Consider the following 13,370-nt stretch of genomic DNA (forward strand, 5'->3'; position numbering starts at 1 on the left):
TTCAGCATGGCTGAGCGGTGCGTCTTTTTTATATCAGGGGAATGTGCAAGTTTAAGATGCGGTTAGCAGCTGTTTACAAAAGTCTGCATCTGCGTTGATACATATATGATATTGTACGAATAGCCTTGCTGACTGGAATCTCCCTAATCTGTGATATGATAGATCGAGCAATTATACTCGGAGGGATAAGTCATATGAAAATTAGCAAACAGAATGCAGCGCATTATATATGGGGTGGACAGTGCGATGGCTGGCACCTTGTTCAAAACGATAAATTGAGCATCATTCATGAGCGAATGCCTGCAGGAACGGCTGAAACACGACATTACCATTCGGTAAGCCGTCAGTTTTTTTTCATCCTCAGCGGTGAAGCATGTATGGAACTTAATGGTGAAATGTTCGTGCTGGAAAACCATGAAGGAATAGAGATTGCCCCCGGAATGCCGCATCAAATGATGAATCGCAGCAACGAAGAAGTGGAGTTTCTCGTTATTTCCAATCCAGGCACCCGTGGGGACCGAATTGAACTGGATTCAAGGTAGGGCAAGACATAAGATGTTAATCTGATTATAAAGGAAGAGATAGATGAGACCGTTTCGAATTCGCCTTGCCATCATTATGATGGTGCTGATCGGTGTATCCGTCATTGTAGCTGGATATACGATGGGCAGAGTGTTTAAAACTACGCATATAACCGCATTAGAGCAAACCATGGTGCGCGAGATTAATTTGCTCAAAGCAACTTTTCCATTCCATGATGCAAGTGATCCAACCTCGGAAGCCACACGAAAGTATTATTCAGATCGAGCGCTGGAACTGGATCGACTGACGGATTCCCGTGTAACCTTCATCAATAAAGACGGCATGGTCATTGGAGATTCCGAGAGTGATCCGGCATCCATGGATAATCACTTGAACCGTGAGGAGATTAAGGGTGCCGTCGGAGATGGATACGGGCAATCCATACGTTACAGTGAGACATTGGGACAAGACATGCTGTATGTAGCGCTACCTGTGAATTCGGATCAAAGTGACATGATTGAAATGCCCAGCGGCAAATTTGATGGCTACATCCGCCTTTCGATGAGTCTGCATGCGGTTGATCAGGGCCTCCAGCGTGGTTGGATGATTATGTTTGCTGCACTTGGACTACTGTTCTTAATTGTCGCGTTTGTCAGTTATCGGGTTGCACGCGGACTAACCTCCCCGATTGAGCATATTACAAAAGTGGCTCATCGGATCACCAAGCTGGAATACGATGCTAGAGTTGATGTAACGCGTAGAGATGAGATCGGACAGTTGGGGCTTGCGATCAACGGAATGGCAGACAGCTTGCAGTCCCAGCTGAAGACGATTCGTGACAATGAAGCGTTGCTACAGAGTGTCCTTGCTAACATGACTGGAGGCATTGTCATGATCGATGCTGGGCAGTCCATTGCATTGGTTAATCGGGAAGCGGAGCGTATGCTTGGTATTCAGGCAGGAAAGGTTACGAGTAAGCCTTATACTGAATTGAAGAGACACTACGAATTAACACGTACCATTGAAGAGAGTGTTGCATTGAAAGAACGGATGCATGAAGAAGTGAGTGTGTTCAACCCGGAGGAAAAACTGATCCGTATTGATGGCGTACCGATGTCCGAAGATGATGGCGGGTATCGAGGCATGTTGTTCCTGTTGCAGGACGTAACAGCAATCCGCCGACTGGAATCAATGCGCAGTGAGTTTGTTGCAAATGTCTCTCATGAGCTTAAGACACCAGTCGCTGCGGTCAAAGGGTTTGCCGAAACGTTGCTCAGTGGGGGGGTACAGGATAAGGAAACAGAGCGATCATTCCTGAAAATCATCTATGATGAAGGAGATCGACTTAACCGATTAATTGGGGATATTCTGGAGTTATCCAAAATTGAATCGAAACGCGCACCGCTGCAATGCTCACCTGTTCATGTACACTCTTTCTTCGAAATGGTGCTGGGCACCTTGTCCAAGGTGGCGGAGAAAAAACAGATTCGTCTGGAAATGCATGTTCCGGAGGAACTGTACATCGAAGCGGATGAGGACAAGATGAAGCAGATTTTCATCAATCTGTTATCCAACGGCATCAACTATACCCCCGATGGTGGACGAGTGAAGTTACAGGTGACGATGGATAATGATGATGAAGTTGTCTTTGCAGTGTCGGATACCGGAATTGGCATACCGAAAAAAGATTTGCCGCGAATCTTCGAACGGTTCTATCGTGTTGATAAAGGCAGATCCCGTAATTCAGGGGGCACAGGCCTTGGACTTTCCATCGTTAAACATCTGGTGGAACTGCATCATGGCAAATTGTCTGTAGAGAGTGAATTGGGCATGGGGACAACGTTCCGTGTGATCCTTCCATTCATTCAAGACGAAGAGATGTAGGCGTCTGGTATCAAAATGTAAAAAGGTTGTATTGTTTTACACCGCGTTAACAAATTAGTGCTATGATAGAAAAAGTGTTGTGGCAACAGACAACCTATGAAGAGAGAAGGGGTATCATGGCACAGCGTTTACTAGTTATTGAAGATGAACCTACATTATCAAGATTACTCACGTATAACCTGACACAGGAAGGTTACGACGTTACGGCAGAGGATCACGGATCTGCAGGATATGATCGGGCCTTGTCCCAGGAATTTGATCTCATTTTGCTGGATCTGATGCTTCCGGGCATGAATGGTCTGGACATTCTGAACAAGTTAAGAATACAGGGTGTCAGTACACCGGTTATCATTCTGACGGCCAAGAACGGTGAAGCCGAGGTTGTACAGGGACTGAAATCGGGTGCGGATGATTATATTACCAAACCGTTTGGTGTATCAGAGTTATTAGCCCGAGTGGATGCGGTATTAAGACGTTATTCCAATGGCGAAGATTTACCACAGCTTGAGGACAAAGATGGCTCACGAATTATTCTGGGAGAGCTGGAGATTTACCCTTTGAAATATGAAGTGACACTGGGTGGACAATCCATCAGTCTGCGTCCGAAAGAGTTCGAAGTACTTCTATATTTGGCTAAAAAGCCGGGTGTGGTACTGACAAGGGATGATCTGATGAACGCTGTGTGGGGCTTTGATTATATCGGAGGTCAACGAACCGTGGATGTTCACGTCAGTTCATTACGTAAAAAGCTGGAGTTGGACCCGGAATCGGTTCATATTGATTCCATTCGTGGTGTAGGTTATAAATTGGTTGTCAAAAGAAAAACTCCCCATCATTCAAGTTAGCAATGATCGGGGAGTTTTATTTTACGTTCATTTAACATAAAGGAAGATTTTTCTTTACGTAGAGGGAGTAGCATGGACTTATCTGAGTGATACTTTATACCTACATAATCCACCTCAAGACGGAGGTATTACGTAAAGGAGATTGCGCATTTATGCCCATGTTGCTCGAAGTGAAACCTGACCACCCTCATGTTGTTTTACATAATGAAGATATAGCGACACCCGAACAGCAGCATCATGAAGTAACGGTGGGTGCTGAAGAACCTGTAATCCATTTGCATGACTATTATCGTCAGGTACCTGTCGCCGGGGTCCATACGACCTGTGGAGAAGCTGCTACGTTGATGAATCAAGATCAGGAGCACCCATGTATCGTATTGTGTGATGAGCAGATGAAACCTACTGGATTGTTAATGCGAGAGACGTTATATCGGATGTTAAATGGCCGTTTTGCTGCAGATCTATTCTACCGTAAGCCGGTCATACAAGTAGTGAATACATCTCCGGTTATAGCAGATATTCATATGGAAGCCTCAACAATTATTGATATCGCACTTGGACGGGATGAACAGCATTTCTACGATTGTCTGCTGGTTACGGAACAAGGCAGACTGCTTGGTGTGCTGACGATGCGTGACGTAATGTCGCTCTCCCGCAGATTGCAACAGGCTTCTTCGGCAGAACGGGTACGTACGGTGTCCGAGAGCAGGCAGGAGATATCCAGAATCAACGAGGCGGTCAACAAGCTGGTTCATGCTGCTAATGAGACCGTTCAAGAGGCCCGTGAGATCATGGCATTGTCCAAGCAGGGCGAAGAGAGTTTGAAGCACGTTGATGCTTCCTATAACCGGGTACATCAGCATATGGAGAGTCAAGGTCAACATGCGGATCACATGCTGAATTCGATCAAAACAGGCTCAGGCATGGCACAATCCATTCGCTCCCTGGCAGATCAGAGTGGTCTCCTTGCCCTGAATGCTTCCATCGAAGCAGCTCATGCCGGTGAATATGGACGAGGTTTTCAGATTGTTGCAGGCGAGATTCGAGCGCTCGCAAAACAGACCCGTGAGGTTGCGGGGAACATGTCTTCATTGTTAGAGAATGTTGGTGGATTGACCCTTCAGACTGTTGAACTGGTTAAGGCAAGCGGAGCGGAGATTGACAACAGTTCGGTGCATGTCACCGCAGGGGGAGCAACGTTCCGACAATTGAACAGTGCAGTGAGAGAGTTGTCTCGTATAGCAGAAGAGATCGCCATGGAAGGCGGGAAAGCTGGAGAAGTGGCAGAGCACATTCGTACGAAGCTGGATGAGATGGTTTCGAATGGTGAGTAAACTATAAGGTAGTCAATAAGGCAGGCATCAGCAATCAGATTGATCCATCAAGCAGATCATGAAGGTTAAGGATGTCTTTTTTACATTCCGTTAACATGAAAGTGATACTGTTTTTACAATGAAAGGGTAGGATATTAAAGATGGCCGAGCAGCGATGAAAGAATATCAGTATCGGTCTCAACGTAAAGGGAGTTTTAGTGTCCCTGCAGCGAAGGAGAAGTGAACATCCATGAAGGACCTCATTCACATTGAAAATCTTAATTTATATTATGATACGCATCACGCGCTTAAAAATATATCGATGGATCTGCCGGAAAAAACCGTTACTGCGTTCATCGGGCCGTCAGGTTGTGGTAAATCGACATTGCTTCGCACGTTAAACCGGATGAATGACATGATTCCGGGTGTTCGTGTGGAAGGACAGGTTATGCTGAGTGGCTCCGATATCTACAGTAACGAGATTGAAGTGGAGACACTGCGCAAACGAGTTGGTATGGTGTTCCAACAACCGAACCCTTTTCCAAAATCCATATATGATAACGTCGCTTATGGACCGCGCTTGCACGGCGTAACCCAAAAGGCTGAACTGGATCAGTTGGTGGAACAAAGTCTTGTCCATGCTGCCCTATGGGATGAAGTGAAGGATGTTTTGAAAAAGTCGGCACTTAGTTTGTCTGGCGGACAACAACAGCGTCTCTGTATTGCGCGGGCGCTGGCTGTACAGCCTGACGTTCTGCTGATGGATGAAGCAACGTCTGCACTCGACCCGATCTCCACATTGAAGATTGAGGAGCTGGTGAAGGAATTGCATCACAAGTATACGATCGTTATGGTTACCCACAATATGCACCAGGCGGCACGGGTATCTGGACGCACGGTATTTTTCCTGAATGGTGAAGTGGTGGAGGCAGCTGATACGGAGACGTTATTCTCCACACCGCAAGATTCCCGGACCGAGGATTATATATCTGGAAGGTTCGGTTAAGCGAGCTGAATTGGAATGATCCCGGCATACCCGGAGATGATGGATAAGGAGGACATGAAATCTATGATTCGCAGAAAAGAATTTGATCAGGAGCTTGAAGAGCTGCGTACCTTGCTCAAACAAATGGGTGAACATGTAGGAGCAGCATTGGATGGTGCTATTGAGAGTTTACAAACGATGAACGCGGAGAAAGCTCAGGTCATCATCAAGAATGATGCGAATCTGAATGCCCTTGAAGACAAAATTATGGAACTTGGCTCCAAACTGATCATCACACAACAGCCGGTGGCGAAGGATCTCAGACGTATTATCGTGGCATTCAAAATTTCCAGTGACCTGGAGCGTATGGGAGATCTTGCGCTCGATGTGGCGAAGGTGACACTCCGGATGGATGGACAGAAGCTGATAAAACCTCTGGTGGATATCCCGCAAATGGCAGAAATCGTGAAATCCATGATTGATGAATCCATCGAATCTTTCCTGAAAGAAAACACAGACCTGGCCTATAAAATGGCTCAAACGGACGATCAGGTCGATCAACTGTACAGCCACATGATCAGTGATCTCTACACGTTAATGACAGAGCATCCTAATCAGGCTTCACAGGCTATGCTGCTGATGATGGTTGGACGTTACATTGAACGTATTGGCGATCATGCAACCAATATTGGTGAGAGCACGGTGTACCTGGTGACAGGTAAACGTCCGGATCTGAATCAATAGAAGAGTGCTACTTTGGAATTGGGGAATCAGTGCTGATTAAGTAATGCAATCATATGAATGGAAAAGGACTTTCTCTCAGGTAGACTGTGTACAGCTGTCTGTGGAGAAGGTTCTTTTTTGCGATTAAATGTGAAGTGAAAGAGGCTATTCTTTTTGATGTGACAGGTGGGTATGGTATCATGAGAGTAGATGTAAATTGAAGAGGTTGACCATATAATACGCGAGGTGCTGGAATGGACAAGTTTATTCTCATAGATGGAAATAGCATTATTTACAGGGCGTTTTTTGCAATGCCGCCTCTGACCAACTCGAAAGGTCTGCATACCAATGCGGTATATGGCTTCACCACGATGCTGCTGAGATTGCTTGAAGAGCATAAGCCTACACATGTCATGGTTGCATTTGATGCAGGCAAAATCACGTTCCGCCACGAAGGGTATCAGGAATACAAGGGTGGACGGGAGAAAACACCACCAGAGTTGTCAGAGCAATTCCCTTTGCTCAAAGAACTGCTGAAAGGACTTGGCATCGCTCAGTTTGAGCTGGCTGGATTCGAAGCGGATGACATCATCGGAACGTTAACCAAACGCGCAGATGAAGCGGGCAGACAGGTGCTCGTTGTATCGGGTGACAAAGATATGTTGCAGCTCGCCTCCGAAAATGTACATATCGGTCTGACGCGCAAAGGGGTAACCGATATTGAGCTGTATGATCCTGCTCAGATTAAAGAGCGTTATGGTCTGACGCCGCTGCAAATCATTGATCTCAAGGGCCTGATGGGCGATGCGTCCGATAATATTCCGGGTATTCCCGGGGTCGGAGAGAAAACAGCGTTGAAGCTGCTGCACCAGTTCGGATCGGTAGAAGATGTGCTGAATGGCACAAGTGAGCTGAAAGGCAAGATGAAAGAAAAGATCGAGGCCCATGCCGAAGATGCCCGGATGAGCAAACAACTCGCGACGATTCACCGGGAAGTTCCGCTGGAGCAGACGTGGGAGGATATGCAATTTGCGGGATTAAAAGAAGAACATGCTGGCCCTGCATTGGCGAAGCTGGAATTCAAATCCTTGCTCGAACGCCTGTCGTTCAGTGGCAGCATTGGTTCTGAACAGGAAGCGGTCCCTGCTGCCGAGGTGGAGTCTTCCATTGCAACAGAGGACAACATCAGTGAGCTGTTCAGTTCACTGGATTCCATTGATGTCCTCCACGTGGAGACACATGGGGATAACCCGCACCAAGCGAAATTGATTGGACTAGCTGTAGGTTCTGCTGGAACATATACGTTCATATCTCCCGAATTGCTTCATTCTGAAGCTGCGGCTCCAGTGCGGGCATGGCTTGGTAATTCAGACCAGCCGAAGCGCGGATATGATCTTCATCGCGTAGACCTGGCCCTTCATGCACATGGCATTGAATTTGCTGGTGCGTCATTTGATGTACAACTGGCTGCATATTTGCTTGATCCAACGGAATCCAACCAGACGATTAGTGGACTTACGACCAAGTATGGTCTGCCGTCACTTGTGGAGGATGACACGGTTATGGGCAAAGGGGCCAAGTACAAGGTACCCGAAGTGGAGATCTTGGGTGATTTCCTGTGCCGCAAAGCTGCTGCAGTAGCAGCCATTATTCCACTTCAGGAGCAGGTGCTGGAAACAGATGAGATGAATTCACTGTTCCATGAACTGGAGATGCCGTTGTCGCGTATTCTGGCAGATATGGAGAAGCAGGGGATTAAGGCTAACACAACCGATCTGCAGGCGCTGGGAAGTGAATTTGAAGAGCATATCAGCAGACTCATGGCTGAAATCTACAAGTTGTCAGGGACAGAATTCAATCTGAATTCACCGAAGCAACTGGGTGAGATTTTATTTGATAGACTAGGCTTGCCAGTGGTGAAAAAAACAAAAACGGGTTATTCCACAGATGCGGAAGTATTGGAGAAATTGGCTCCTTATAATGATGTGGTTAAGCATATTCTGCAATATCGTCAGCTTGCCAAGTTGCAATCCACTTATGTGGAAGGATTACTCAAAGAGATATCCGATCGGGATGGCAAGGTGCATACGTATTATCGTCAGACCATTGCTGCAACGGGACGACTTAGCAGTCAATTCCCGAACTTGCAGAACATTCCGATTCGGATGGAAGAAGGTCGCAAAATCCGGAAGGTATTTGTTCCTTCCGAACCCGGATGGTCCATTTTGGCGGCAGACTATTCCCAGATTGAACTGCGTGTACTGGCACACATTTCGGACGATGAGCGCTTGAAGGAAGCATTTGTCAATGATATGGATATTCATACAAAGACCGCTTCGGATGTATTCGGCGTGAAGCCTGAGGATGTGGATGGGGATATGCGTCGTTCCGCCAAGGCAGTTAACTTTGGTATCGTGTATGGAATAAGTGATTATGGTTTATCACAGAACCTGCATATTACACGTAAAGAGGCTGCGCAGTTTATTGATCAGTATTTTGAAGTGTTCCAGGGTGTCCGCCGATATATGGATGACATTGTGAAGGAAGCTCGTCAGGATGGTTACGTCAAAACGCTGTTGGAACGACGTCGTTACCTGCCAGAGATTAATGCCAGTAACTTCAATCTGCGTTCCTTCGCAGAGCGTACGGCGATGAATACACCGATTCAGGGAACAGCGGCAGATATCATCAAGCTGGCCATGGTACAGATGGATGAAGCGCTGCGGGAACGCAAGTTGAAGAGCCGTATGTTGCTTCAGGTGCACGATGAACTTGTATTCGAAGTGCCTGCGGATGAATTGGAACTGATGAAAGAGTTAGTGCCTTCTGTTATGGAAAAAGCATTGGAACTGTCGGTTCCGCTGAAAGCAGAAGTCAGCTTCGGTGATAACTGGTACGAAGCGAAATAAATCAAGCGCCGCGCGGTTTTTCCGGTATTTTACAAAAGGCCTTTCCATGTTTGAGATATAAGAAAAGGGTCCCGCTGAGCGCCATCTTCCGTTATAATATAGGGGAGGTGAGAACATCATGCCGGAATTACCGGAAGTCGAAACAGTCAGAAGAACATTGAATCAACTTATTGTGGGCAAAACGATTGATCATGTTACCGTTAGCTTGCCGCGGATTATTCAGCGGCCGGACGACATAGATGCATTTGCAATGGAACTCGCAGGACATACCGTCATTGGGGTGGAGCGCCGCGGCAAGTTTTTGCGTATTTTGCTGGACGGGCTGGTGCTTGTCTCCCATCTGCGGATGGAAGGAAGGTACGGTGTGTACGAGCAGCATGAAGATGTGGAGAAACATACACATGTGATCTTCCATTTTAATGATGGTACGGAATTGCGTTATAAGGACGTGCGTCAGTTCGGTACGATGCATCTGTTTAATGCAGGTGAGGAACTGGTGTCCAAACCTTTGCTGAAGCTGGGACTGGAGCCGCTTGATCCAGCCTTTACGGTAACTGCATTCCGCGAGGCGGTTGGCAAGCGTACAACCAAAATCAAGGCTGTACTTTTAAATCAGGCATATGTGGTCGGTATCGGGAATATTTATGTGGACGAGGCTCTATTTCGCGCAGGTATCCATCCCGAGACCATCGCCAAGACACTGACTGAAGCTCAGTTAACGGTGCTCCATGAAGCGATTGTGGCTACGTTGCAAGATGCAGTGAATGCAGGTGGATCGTCCATTAAGTCCTATGTGAATGGACAGGGTGAGATGGGGATGTTCCAGCATCAACTGAAAATCTATGGACGCAAATCAGAACCTTGTACAACTTGTGGTACGTTAATTGAAAAAACGGTGGTTGGTGGCCGTGGCACGCATTTTTGTCCGAACTGTCAGCTGCTGTAACATGAACTGAATGAACGAAATGATGAAATCATAGCACCCTTGGATTCCTCCCTCCATATACTGATATGGCAGAAATAAGCGGGCGTATACCCATACTGGCATCTTCAGTTGGCACGAGTACCGCACAGAGGAGGAGTCCGGGGTGCTGCATCATTTTATTTCATTGCTGGCGCTTGCTTTGGCGCTTAGTTTAGATGGTTTTGGAGTCGGGATTACATATGGGTTACGGAGGACTAAGATTCCCCTGTTATCTATCGCTGTTATTTCGATCTGTTCGGGATTGGTTATTGCCTTGTCGATGCAAGTTGGTGTGCTGTTGTCCCATGTCGTGTCACCGGATATCGCTTCCATTGTGGGCGCCGTTATATTAATAGGCATTGGTGCATGGTCACTGTTGCAACTTATTCGAAAGCAAGGAAAAGAACAGCTGGAAACAGGCATCGTAACGGTTGAGGGAGCAGGAGAAACAACGGTTAATGCGCTGGGGAAAAACGTACAAGGGACGCTGCCGGATTCCAAGGGCAGGAATCAGGTACTTGCACTGGATCTGGAGCAATCGGCTTCGGGTGATTCTCTCGAACGAATGGTATTTACACTGGAGCTGCGTAAGCTGGGGGTCGTCATTCAGATCCTTCGCAGCCCTTCCAAGGCAGATATGGATAACTCGGGAAGTATATCTGCTCAGGAAGCGATGTGGCTGGGGATTGCCCTGTCTTTGGATGCGTTTGGAGCAGGCCTGGGAGCGGCTCTTTTGGGATTCCCCACGCTATGGACGGCACTCATTATTGCCCTGTTTAGTGGGGCGTTTCTGTCACTCGGCATGAAGGTTGGACTACGATTCTCAGCCCTGCGCTGGATGCGAAGACTATCTGTATTGCCAGCACTATTGTTAATGATTATGGGAATAATGAAGCTGTTATGAGGTGAAACGATGAATATAGGCTTAACCGGCGGGATCGCGACAGGCAAAAGTAGTGTTTCCGCCTATCTCGCCAGTAAGGGAGCGTTGCTCATCGATGCAGACGTTATTGCCCGGGAAGTTATGATGCCCGGGCATCCCGTGTTGGCCGCCGCTGTTAAGCGGTTTGGACAAGCCATACTGAACGAAGATGGAACACTGGATCGGAAAAAGCTTGGAAGTATTGTTTTTCAACAACCAGAAGAACGAAAGGCATTGGAGGCTATCACACATCCGGCAATCCGTAAAGAGATGCGTGAACGGGCTGCTGCATACGCGTTGCAACATCCGGATAAACTTGTGGTATCTGATATCCCTTTGCTGTACGAATCGGGTCTGGAGGATGGTTTCGAGGAAGTCATGGTTGTATATGTTCCAAGATTAGTGCAACGAGATCGATTGATGAGTCGGGATGGAATGACTGCAGCACAGGCTGAGACCCGGATGGATGTACAGATGGATATTGAGCGCAAAAAGCAGCTGGCAGACATTGTCATCGATAACAGCGGTTTATGGACTGAGACGGAGCAGCAAATTGACTCATATCTACAGCGTAAGGGTTTGTTATGAAAATATTGCGCAAGAAACGTGTCCTGCTGTTGATGTTTGTGTCCTTTGTATTGGTGTTGTTTCTGAATACAAACTGGATGGCATGGTTCTATCCGATTCATTATAAGGAAGAGATTCGTGCCCAATCTCAGAGCTATGAGGTTGATCCGTTTCTGATTGCTTCCATTATCAAAGTGGAGACCAATTTCAAGACAAGCAAGGAATCCAAACGCGGTGCCATCGGGCTCATGCAGCTAATGCCGGACACGGCGAACTGGATACTGGAACAAGCCAAAATTCCCGACACTTCGTTGGAGGAATTGAAGCACGAGCCTGAACGTAATATTCAGTTAGGCACATGGTATCTGCGGAATCTGTCCGATCAATTTGAGGGCAATGAAGTGGTCATGATCGCTGCCTATAATGCAGGTCCAGGCAAGGTAAATAGTTGGCTTAGAGACGGTGTATGGGATGGCTCGATCGATACAGTGAAAGATATTCCATTTGGTGAGACGCGTCACTATGTACAAAGGGTCATTTACTATTATAATCAGTATGTAAAGATCTATAATACGTTCTGAGTATATATAAGTAGAAGCACAGAGCAGGCCGGTTATTCACCGGCCGCTCCATGCTCCTCTGTGTAACGTATTACGATGCAGATATTATTGGTATTGACCTGCCAATTGCTGTTCTGCAATTGTTACCAGACGCTTCGTGATGTATCCACCGATCGAACCGTTCTCGTAAGAAGTCATGTTACCTTGGTATCCGTCTTGTGGGATGCTGATTCCGAGTTCTTGAGCAACTTCATATTTCATTTGCTCGAGTGCTGCGGAAGCTTTAGTTACCACCAGGTTGTTGGAGTTACCGTTGCTTTGTGCCATTGCTGTTCACCTCCTCGTGAGTTGGTAAAAGTATTATGTCTCGGCAATGCATTTTTCATTACAAAATCAAGACAGGGAATATGTGGTAAAAGTAAAACGTGGGAAGTGATCTGATTTGAAGTGTCCTTATTGCGGTTATATGGGTACCAAAGTGCTTGATTCGCGTCCGGCCAACGAAGCAAAATCCATTCGTCGTCGCCGGGAGTGTGAGCAGTGTGCCCGAAGATTCACAACGTTTGAGATGATTGAGGAGACTCCACTTATCGTCATTAAGAAAGATGGCAGTCGTGAAGAGTTCAGCCGGGACAAAATTCTCCGCGGGCTTATTCGTGCCTGTGAGAAACGTCCAGTCTCCGTTGAGACTCTGGAGATGATGGTATCTGAAGTGGAGAAATCTCTGCGTAATACAGCTGATGCTGAAGTGGAGAGTCGCCAGATTGGTGAACTATTGATGGAACAGTTGTTTCCAGTCGATGAAGTGGCATATGTTCGTTTCGCGTCGGTATATCGCCAGTTCAAAGATATCAATATGTTCATGAAAGAACTGAAATCCCTGTTGTCCAAAGACGTTCTGGAGGATTAGTGAAGTTGGTAATGGGAGAAGAGCAGTCTGGAGTTCCAGTCCGTGTGTGCCAGTGAAATCGGTTGTTCTTCTCCAATCACTTTGGATCTTGAAAAATTGATTGACAGCGAAAGCTGGATTTTATATGATATAGGAGTCGCCTGTGGAACGTAGCAGTGTTGGACAAGTTATCTATTTCATATCCTGGGGCCTTAGCTCAGCTGGGAGAGCGCATCGCTGGCAGCGATGAGGTCAGGGGTTCGATCCCCCTAGGCTCCATAATTAAA

13 protein-coding genes and 1 tRNA gene are annotated in these 13,370 nt (G+C 46.9%); 13 read left to right on the top strand and 1 reads right to left on the bottom strand.

Annotated elements, in window-relative coordinates:
* Nucleotides 1–194: 194 nt before the first annotated feature.
* The 11 genes from J2X75_RS02205 to J2X75_RS02255 all read left to right on the top strand — a co-directional run bounded on the left by J2X75_RS02205 (nucleotide 195) and on the right by J2X75_RS02255 (nucleotide 12,215).
* On the top strand, nucleotides 195–542 hold the full coding sequence (locus J2X75_RS02205) for a cupin domain-containing protein (protein WP_310334061.1): 348 nt from the start codon (nucleotides 195–197) through the stop codon (nucleotides 540–542).
* A 43-nt stretch (nucleotides 543–585) separates the two neighbouring features.
* The gene (gene pnpS / locus J2X75_RS02210; RefSeq protein WP_310334063.1) at nucleotides 586–2,406 is read left to right on the top strand and encodes a two-component system histidine kinase PnpS; all 1,821 of its coding nucleotides are present in this window, start codon (nucleotides 586–588) and stop codon (nucleotides 2,404–2,406) included.
* Nucleotides 2,407–2,522: 116 nt separating this feature from the next.
* Nucleotides 2,523–3,251, top strand: a complete 729-nt coding sequence (locus J2X75_RS02215) for a response regulator transcription factor (protein ID WP_091032528.1) — start codon at nucleotides 2,523–2,525, stop codon at nucleotides 3,249–3,251.
* A gap of 152 nt (nucleotides 3,252–3,403) precedes the next feature.
* The gene (locus tag J2X75_RS02220) at nucleotides 3,404–4,585 is read left to right on the top strand and encodes a methyl-accepting chemotaxis protein (RefSeq protein WP_310334065.1); all 1,182 of its coding nucleotides are present in this window, start codon (nucleotides 3,404–3,406) and stop codon (nucleotides 4,583–4,585) included.
* A gap of 229 nt (nucleotides 4,586–4,814) precedes the next feature.
* Nucleotides 4,815–5,570, top strand: a complete 756-nt coding sequence (gene pstB, locus J2X75_RS02225) for a phosphate ABC transporter ATP-binding protein PstB (RefSeq protein ID WP_076209092.1) — start codon at nucleotides 4,815–4,817, stop codon at nucleotides 5,568–5,570.
* Nucleotides 5,571–5,633: 63 nt separating this feature from the next.
* Nucleotides 5,634–6,293: a phosphate signaling complex protein PhoU gene (gene phoU / locus J2X75_RS02230; RefSeq protein WP_017689478.1), complete on the top strand. Its 660-nt coding sequence runs from the start codon at nucleotides 5,634–5,636 to the stop codon at nucleotides 6,291–6,293.
* A 233-nt stretch (nucleotides 6,294–6,526) separates the two neighbouring features.
* The gene (gene polA / locus J2X75_RS02235; protein WP_310334067.1) at nucleotides 6,527–9,181 is read left to right on the top strand and encodes a DNA polymerase I; all 2,655 of its coding nucleotides are present in this window, start codon (nucleotides 6,527–6,529) and stop codon (nucleotides 9,179–9,181) included.
* Nucleotides 9,182–9,299: 118 nt separating this feature from the next.
* The gene (gene mutM, locus J2X75_RS02240; protein ID WP_036669994.1) at nucleotides 9,300–10,127 is read left to right on the top strand and encodes a DNA-formamidopyrimidine glycosylase; all 828 of its coding nucleotides are present in this window, start codon (nucleotides 9,300–9,302) and stop codon (nucleotides 10,125–10,127) included.
* A 142-nt stretch (nucleotides 10,128–10,269) separates the two neighbouring features.
* Nucleotides 10,270–11,049 carry a manganese efflux pump gene (locus J2X75_RS02245; protein WP_262928150.1) on the top strand — a complete coding sequence of 260 codons (780 nt, stop codon included), beginning with the start codon at nucleotides 10,270–10,272 and terminating at the stop codon, nucleotides 11,047–11,049.
* 9 nt (nucleotides 11,050–11,058) lie between these two features.
* Nucleotides 11,059–11,655 (top strand): dephospho-CoA kinase, encoded by a 597-nt coding sequence (coaE, locus tag J2X75_RS02250; protein ID WP_310334070.1) that lies wholly within the window; start codon nucleotides 11,059–11,061, stop codon nucleotides 11,653–11,655.
* Entirely contained in the window at nucleotides 11,652–12,215 is a 564-nt protein-coding gene (locus tag J2X75_RS02255; RefSeq protein ID WP_310334072.1) for a lytic transglycosylase domain-containing protein, read from the top strand. Before coaE ends, J2X75_RS02255 begins: the two co-directional genes overlap by 4 nt.
* Nucleotides 12,216–12,299: 84 nt before the next feature.
* Here the strand turns inward: J2X75_RS02255 and J2X75_RS02260 are convergent, their stop codons facing one another.
* Nucleotides 12,300–12,521, bottom strand: a complete 222-nt coding sequence (locus J2X75_RS02260; RefSeq protein ID WP_017689472.1) for an alpha/beta-type small acid-soluble spore protein — start codon at nucleotides 12,519–12,521, stop codon at nucleotides 12,300–12,302.
* 115 nt (nucleotides 12,522–12,636) lie between these two features.
* Between J2X75_RS02260 and nrdR the strand changes: the two genes are divergently transcribed.
* Together nrdR and J2X75_RS02270 are read left to right on the top strand one after the other, a co-directional pair.
* A complete protein-coding gene (gene nrdR, locus J2X75_RS02265; RefSeq protein WP_091014564.1) occupies nucleotides 12,637–13,104 on the top strand; it encodes a transcriptional regulator NrdR in 468 nt (155 codons plus the stop codon).
* Nucleotides 13,105–13,289: 185 nt separating this feature from the next.
* Nucleotides 13,290–13,362, top strand: a tRNA-Ala gene (locus J2X75_RS02270).
* Nucleotides 13,363–13,370 lie beyond the last annotated feature (8 nt).

It is taken from the genome of Paenibacillus sp. 2003 (genome assembly GCF_031455635.1).
GTDB lineage: Bacteria > Bacillota > Bacilli > Paenibacillales > Paenibacillaceae > Paenibacillus > Paenibacillus amylolyticus_B.

What these genes read in the sequence shown, in the direction of transcription:
- J2X75_RS02205 (WP_310334061.1), top strand. Translation starts at nt 195, where the DNA reads ATGAAAATTAGCAAACAGAATGCAGCGCATTATATATGGGGTGGACAG.
- pnpS (WP_310334063.1), top strand. Translation starts at nt 586, where the DNA reads ATGAGACCGTTTCGAATTCGCCTTGCCATCATTATGATGGTGCTGATC.
- J2X75_RS02215 (WP_091032528.1), top strand. Translation starts at nt 2,523, where the DNA reads ATGGCACAGCGTTTACTAGTTATTGAAGATGAACCTACATTATCAAGA.
- J2X75_RS02220 (WP_310334065.1), top strand. Translation starts at nt 3,404, where the DNA reads ATGCCCATGTTGCTCGAAGTGAAACCTGACCACCCTCATGTTGTTTTA.
- pstB (WP_076209092.1), top strand. Translation starts at nt 4,815, where the DNA reads ATGAAGGACCTCATTCACATTGAAAATCTTAATTTATATTATGATACG.
- phoU (WP_017689478.1), top strand. Translation starts at nt 5,634, where the DNA reads ATGATTCGCAGAAAAGAATTTGATCAGGAGCTTGAAGAGCTGCGTACC.
- polA (WP_310334067.1), top strand. Translation starts at nt 6,527, where the DNA reads ATGGACAAGTTTATTCTCATAGATGGAAATAGCATTATTTACAGGGCG.
- mutM (WP_036669994.1), top strand. Translation starts at nt 9,300, where the DNA reads ATGCCGGAATTACCGGAAGTCGAAACAGTCAGAAGAACATTGAATCAA.
- coaE (WP_310334070.1), top strand. Translation starts at nt 11,059, where the DNA reads ATGAATATAGGCTTAACCGGCGGGATCGCGACAGGCAAAAGTAGTGTT.
- J2X75_RS02255 (WP_310334072.1), top strand. Translation starts at nt 11,652, where the DNA reads ATGAAAATATTGCGCAAGAAACGTGTCCTGCTGTTGATGTTTGTGTCC.
- J2X75_RS02260 (WP_017689472.1), bottom strand. Translation starts at nt 12,521, where the DNA reads ATGGCACAAAGCAACGGTAACTCCAACAACCTGGTGGTAACTAAAGCT.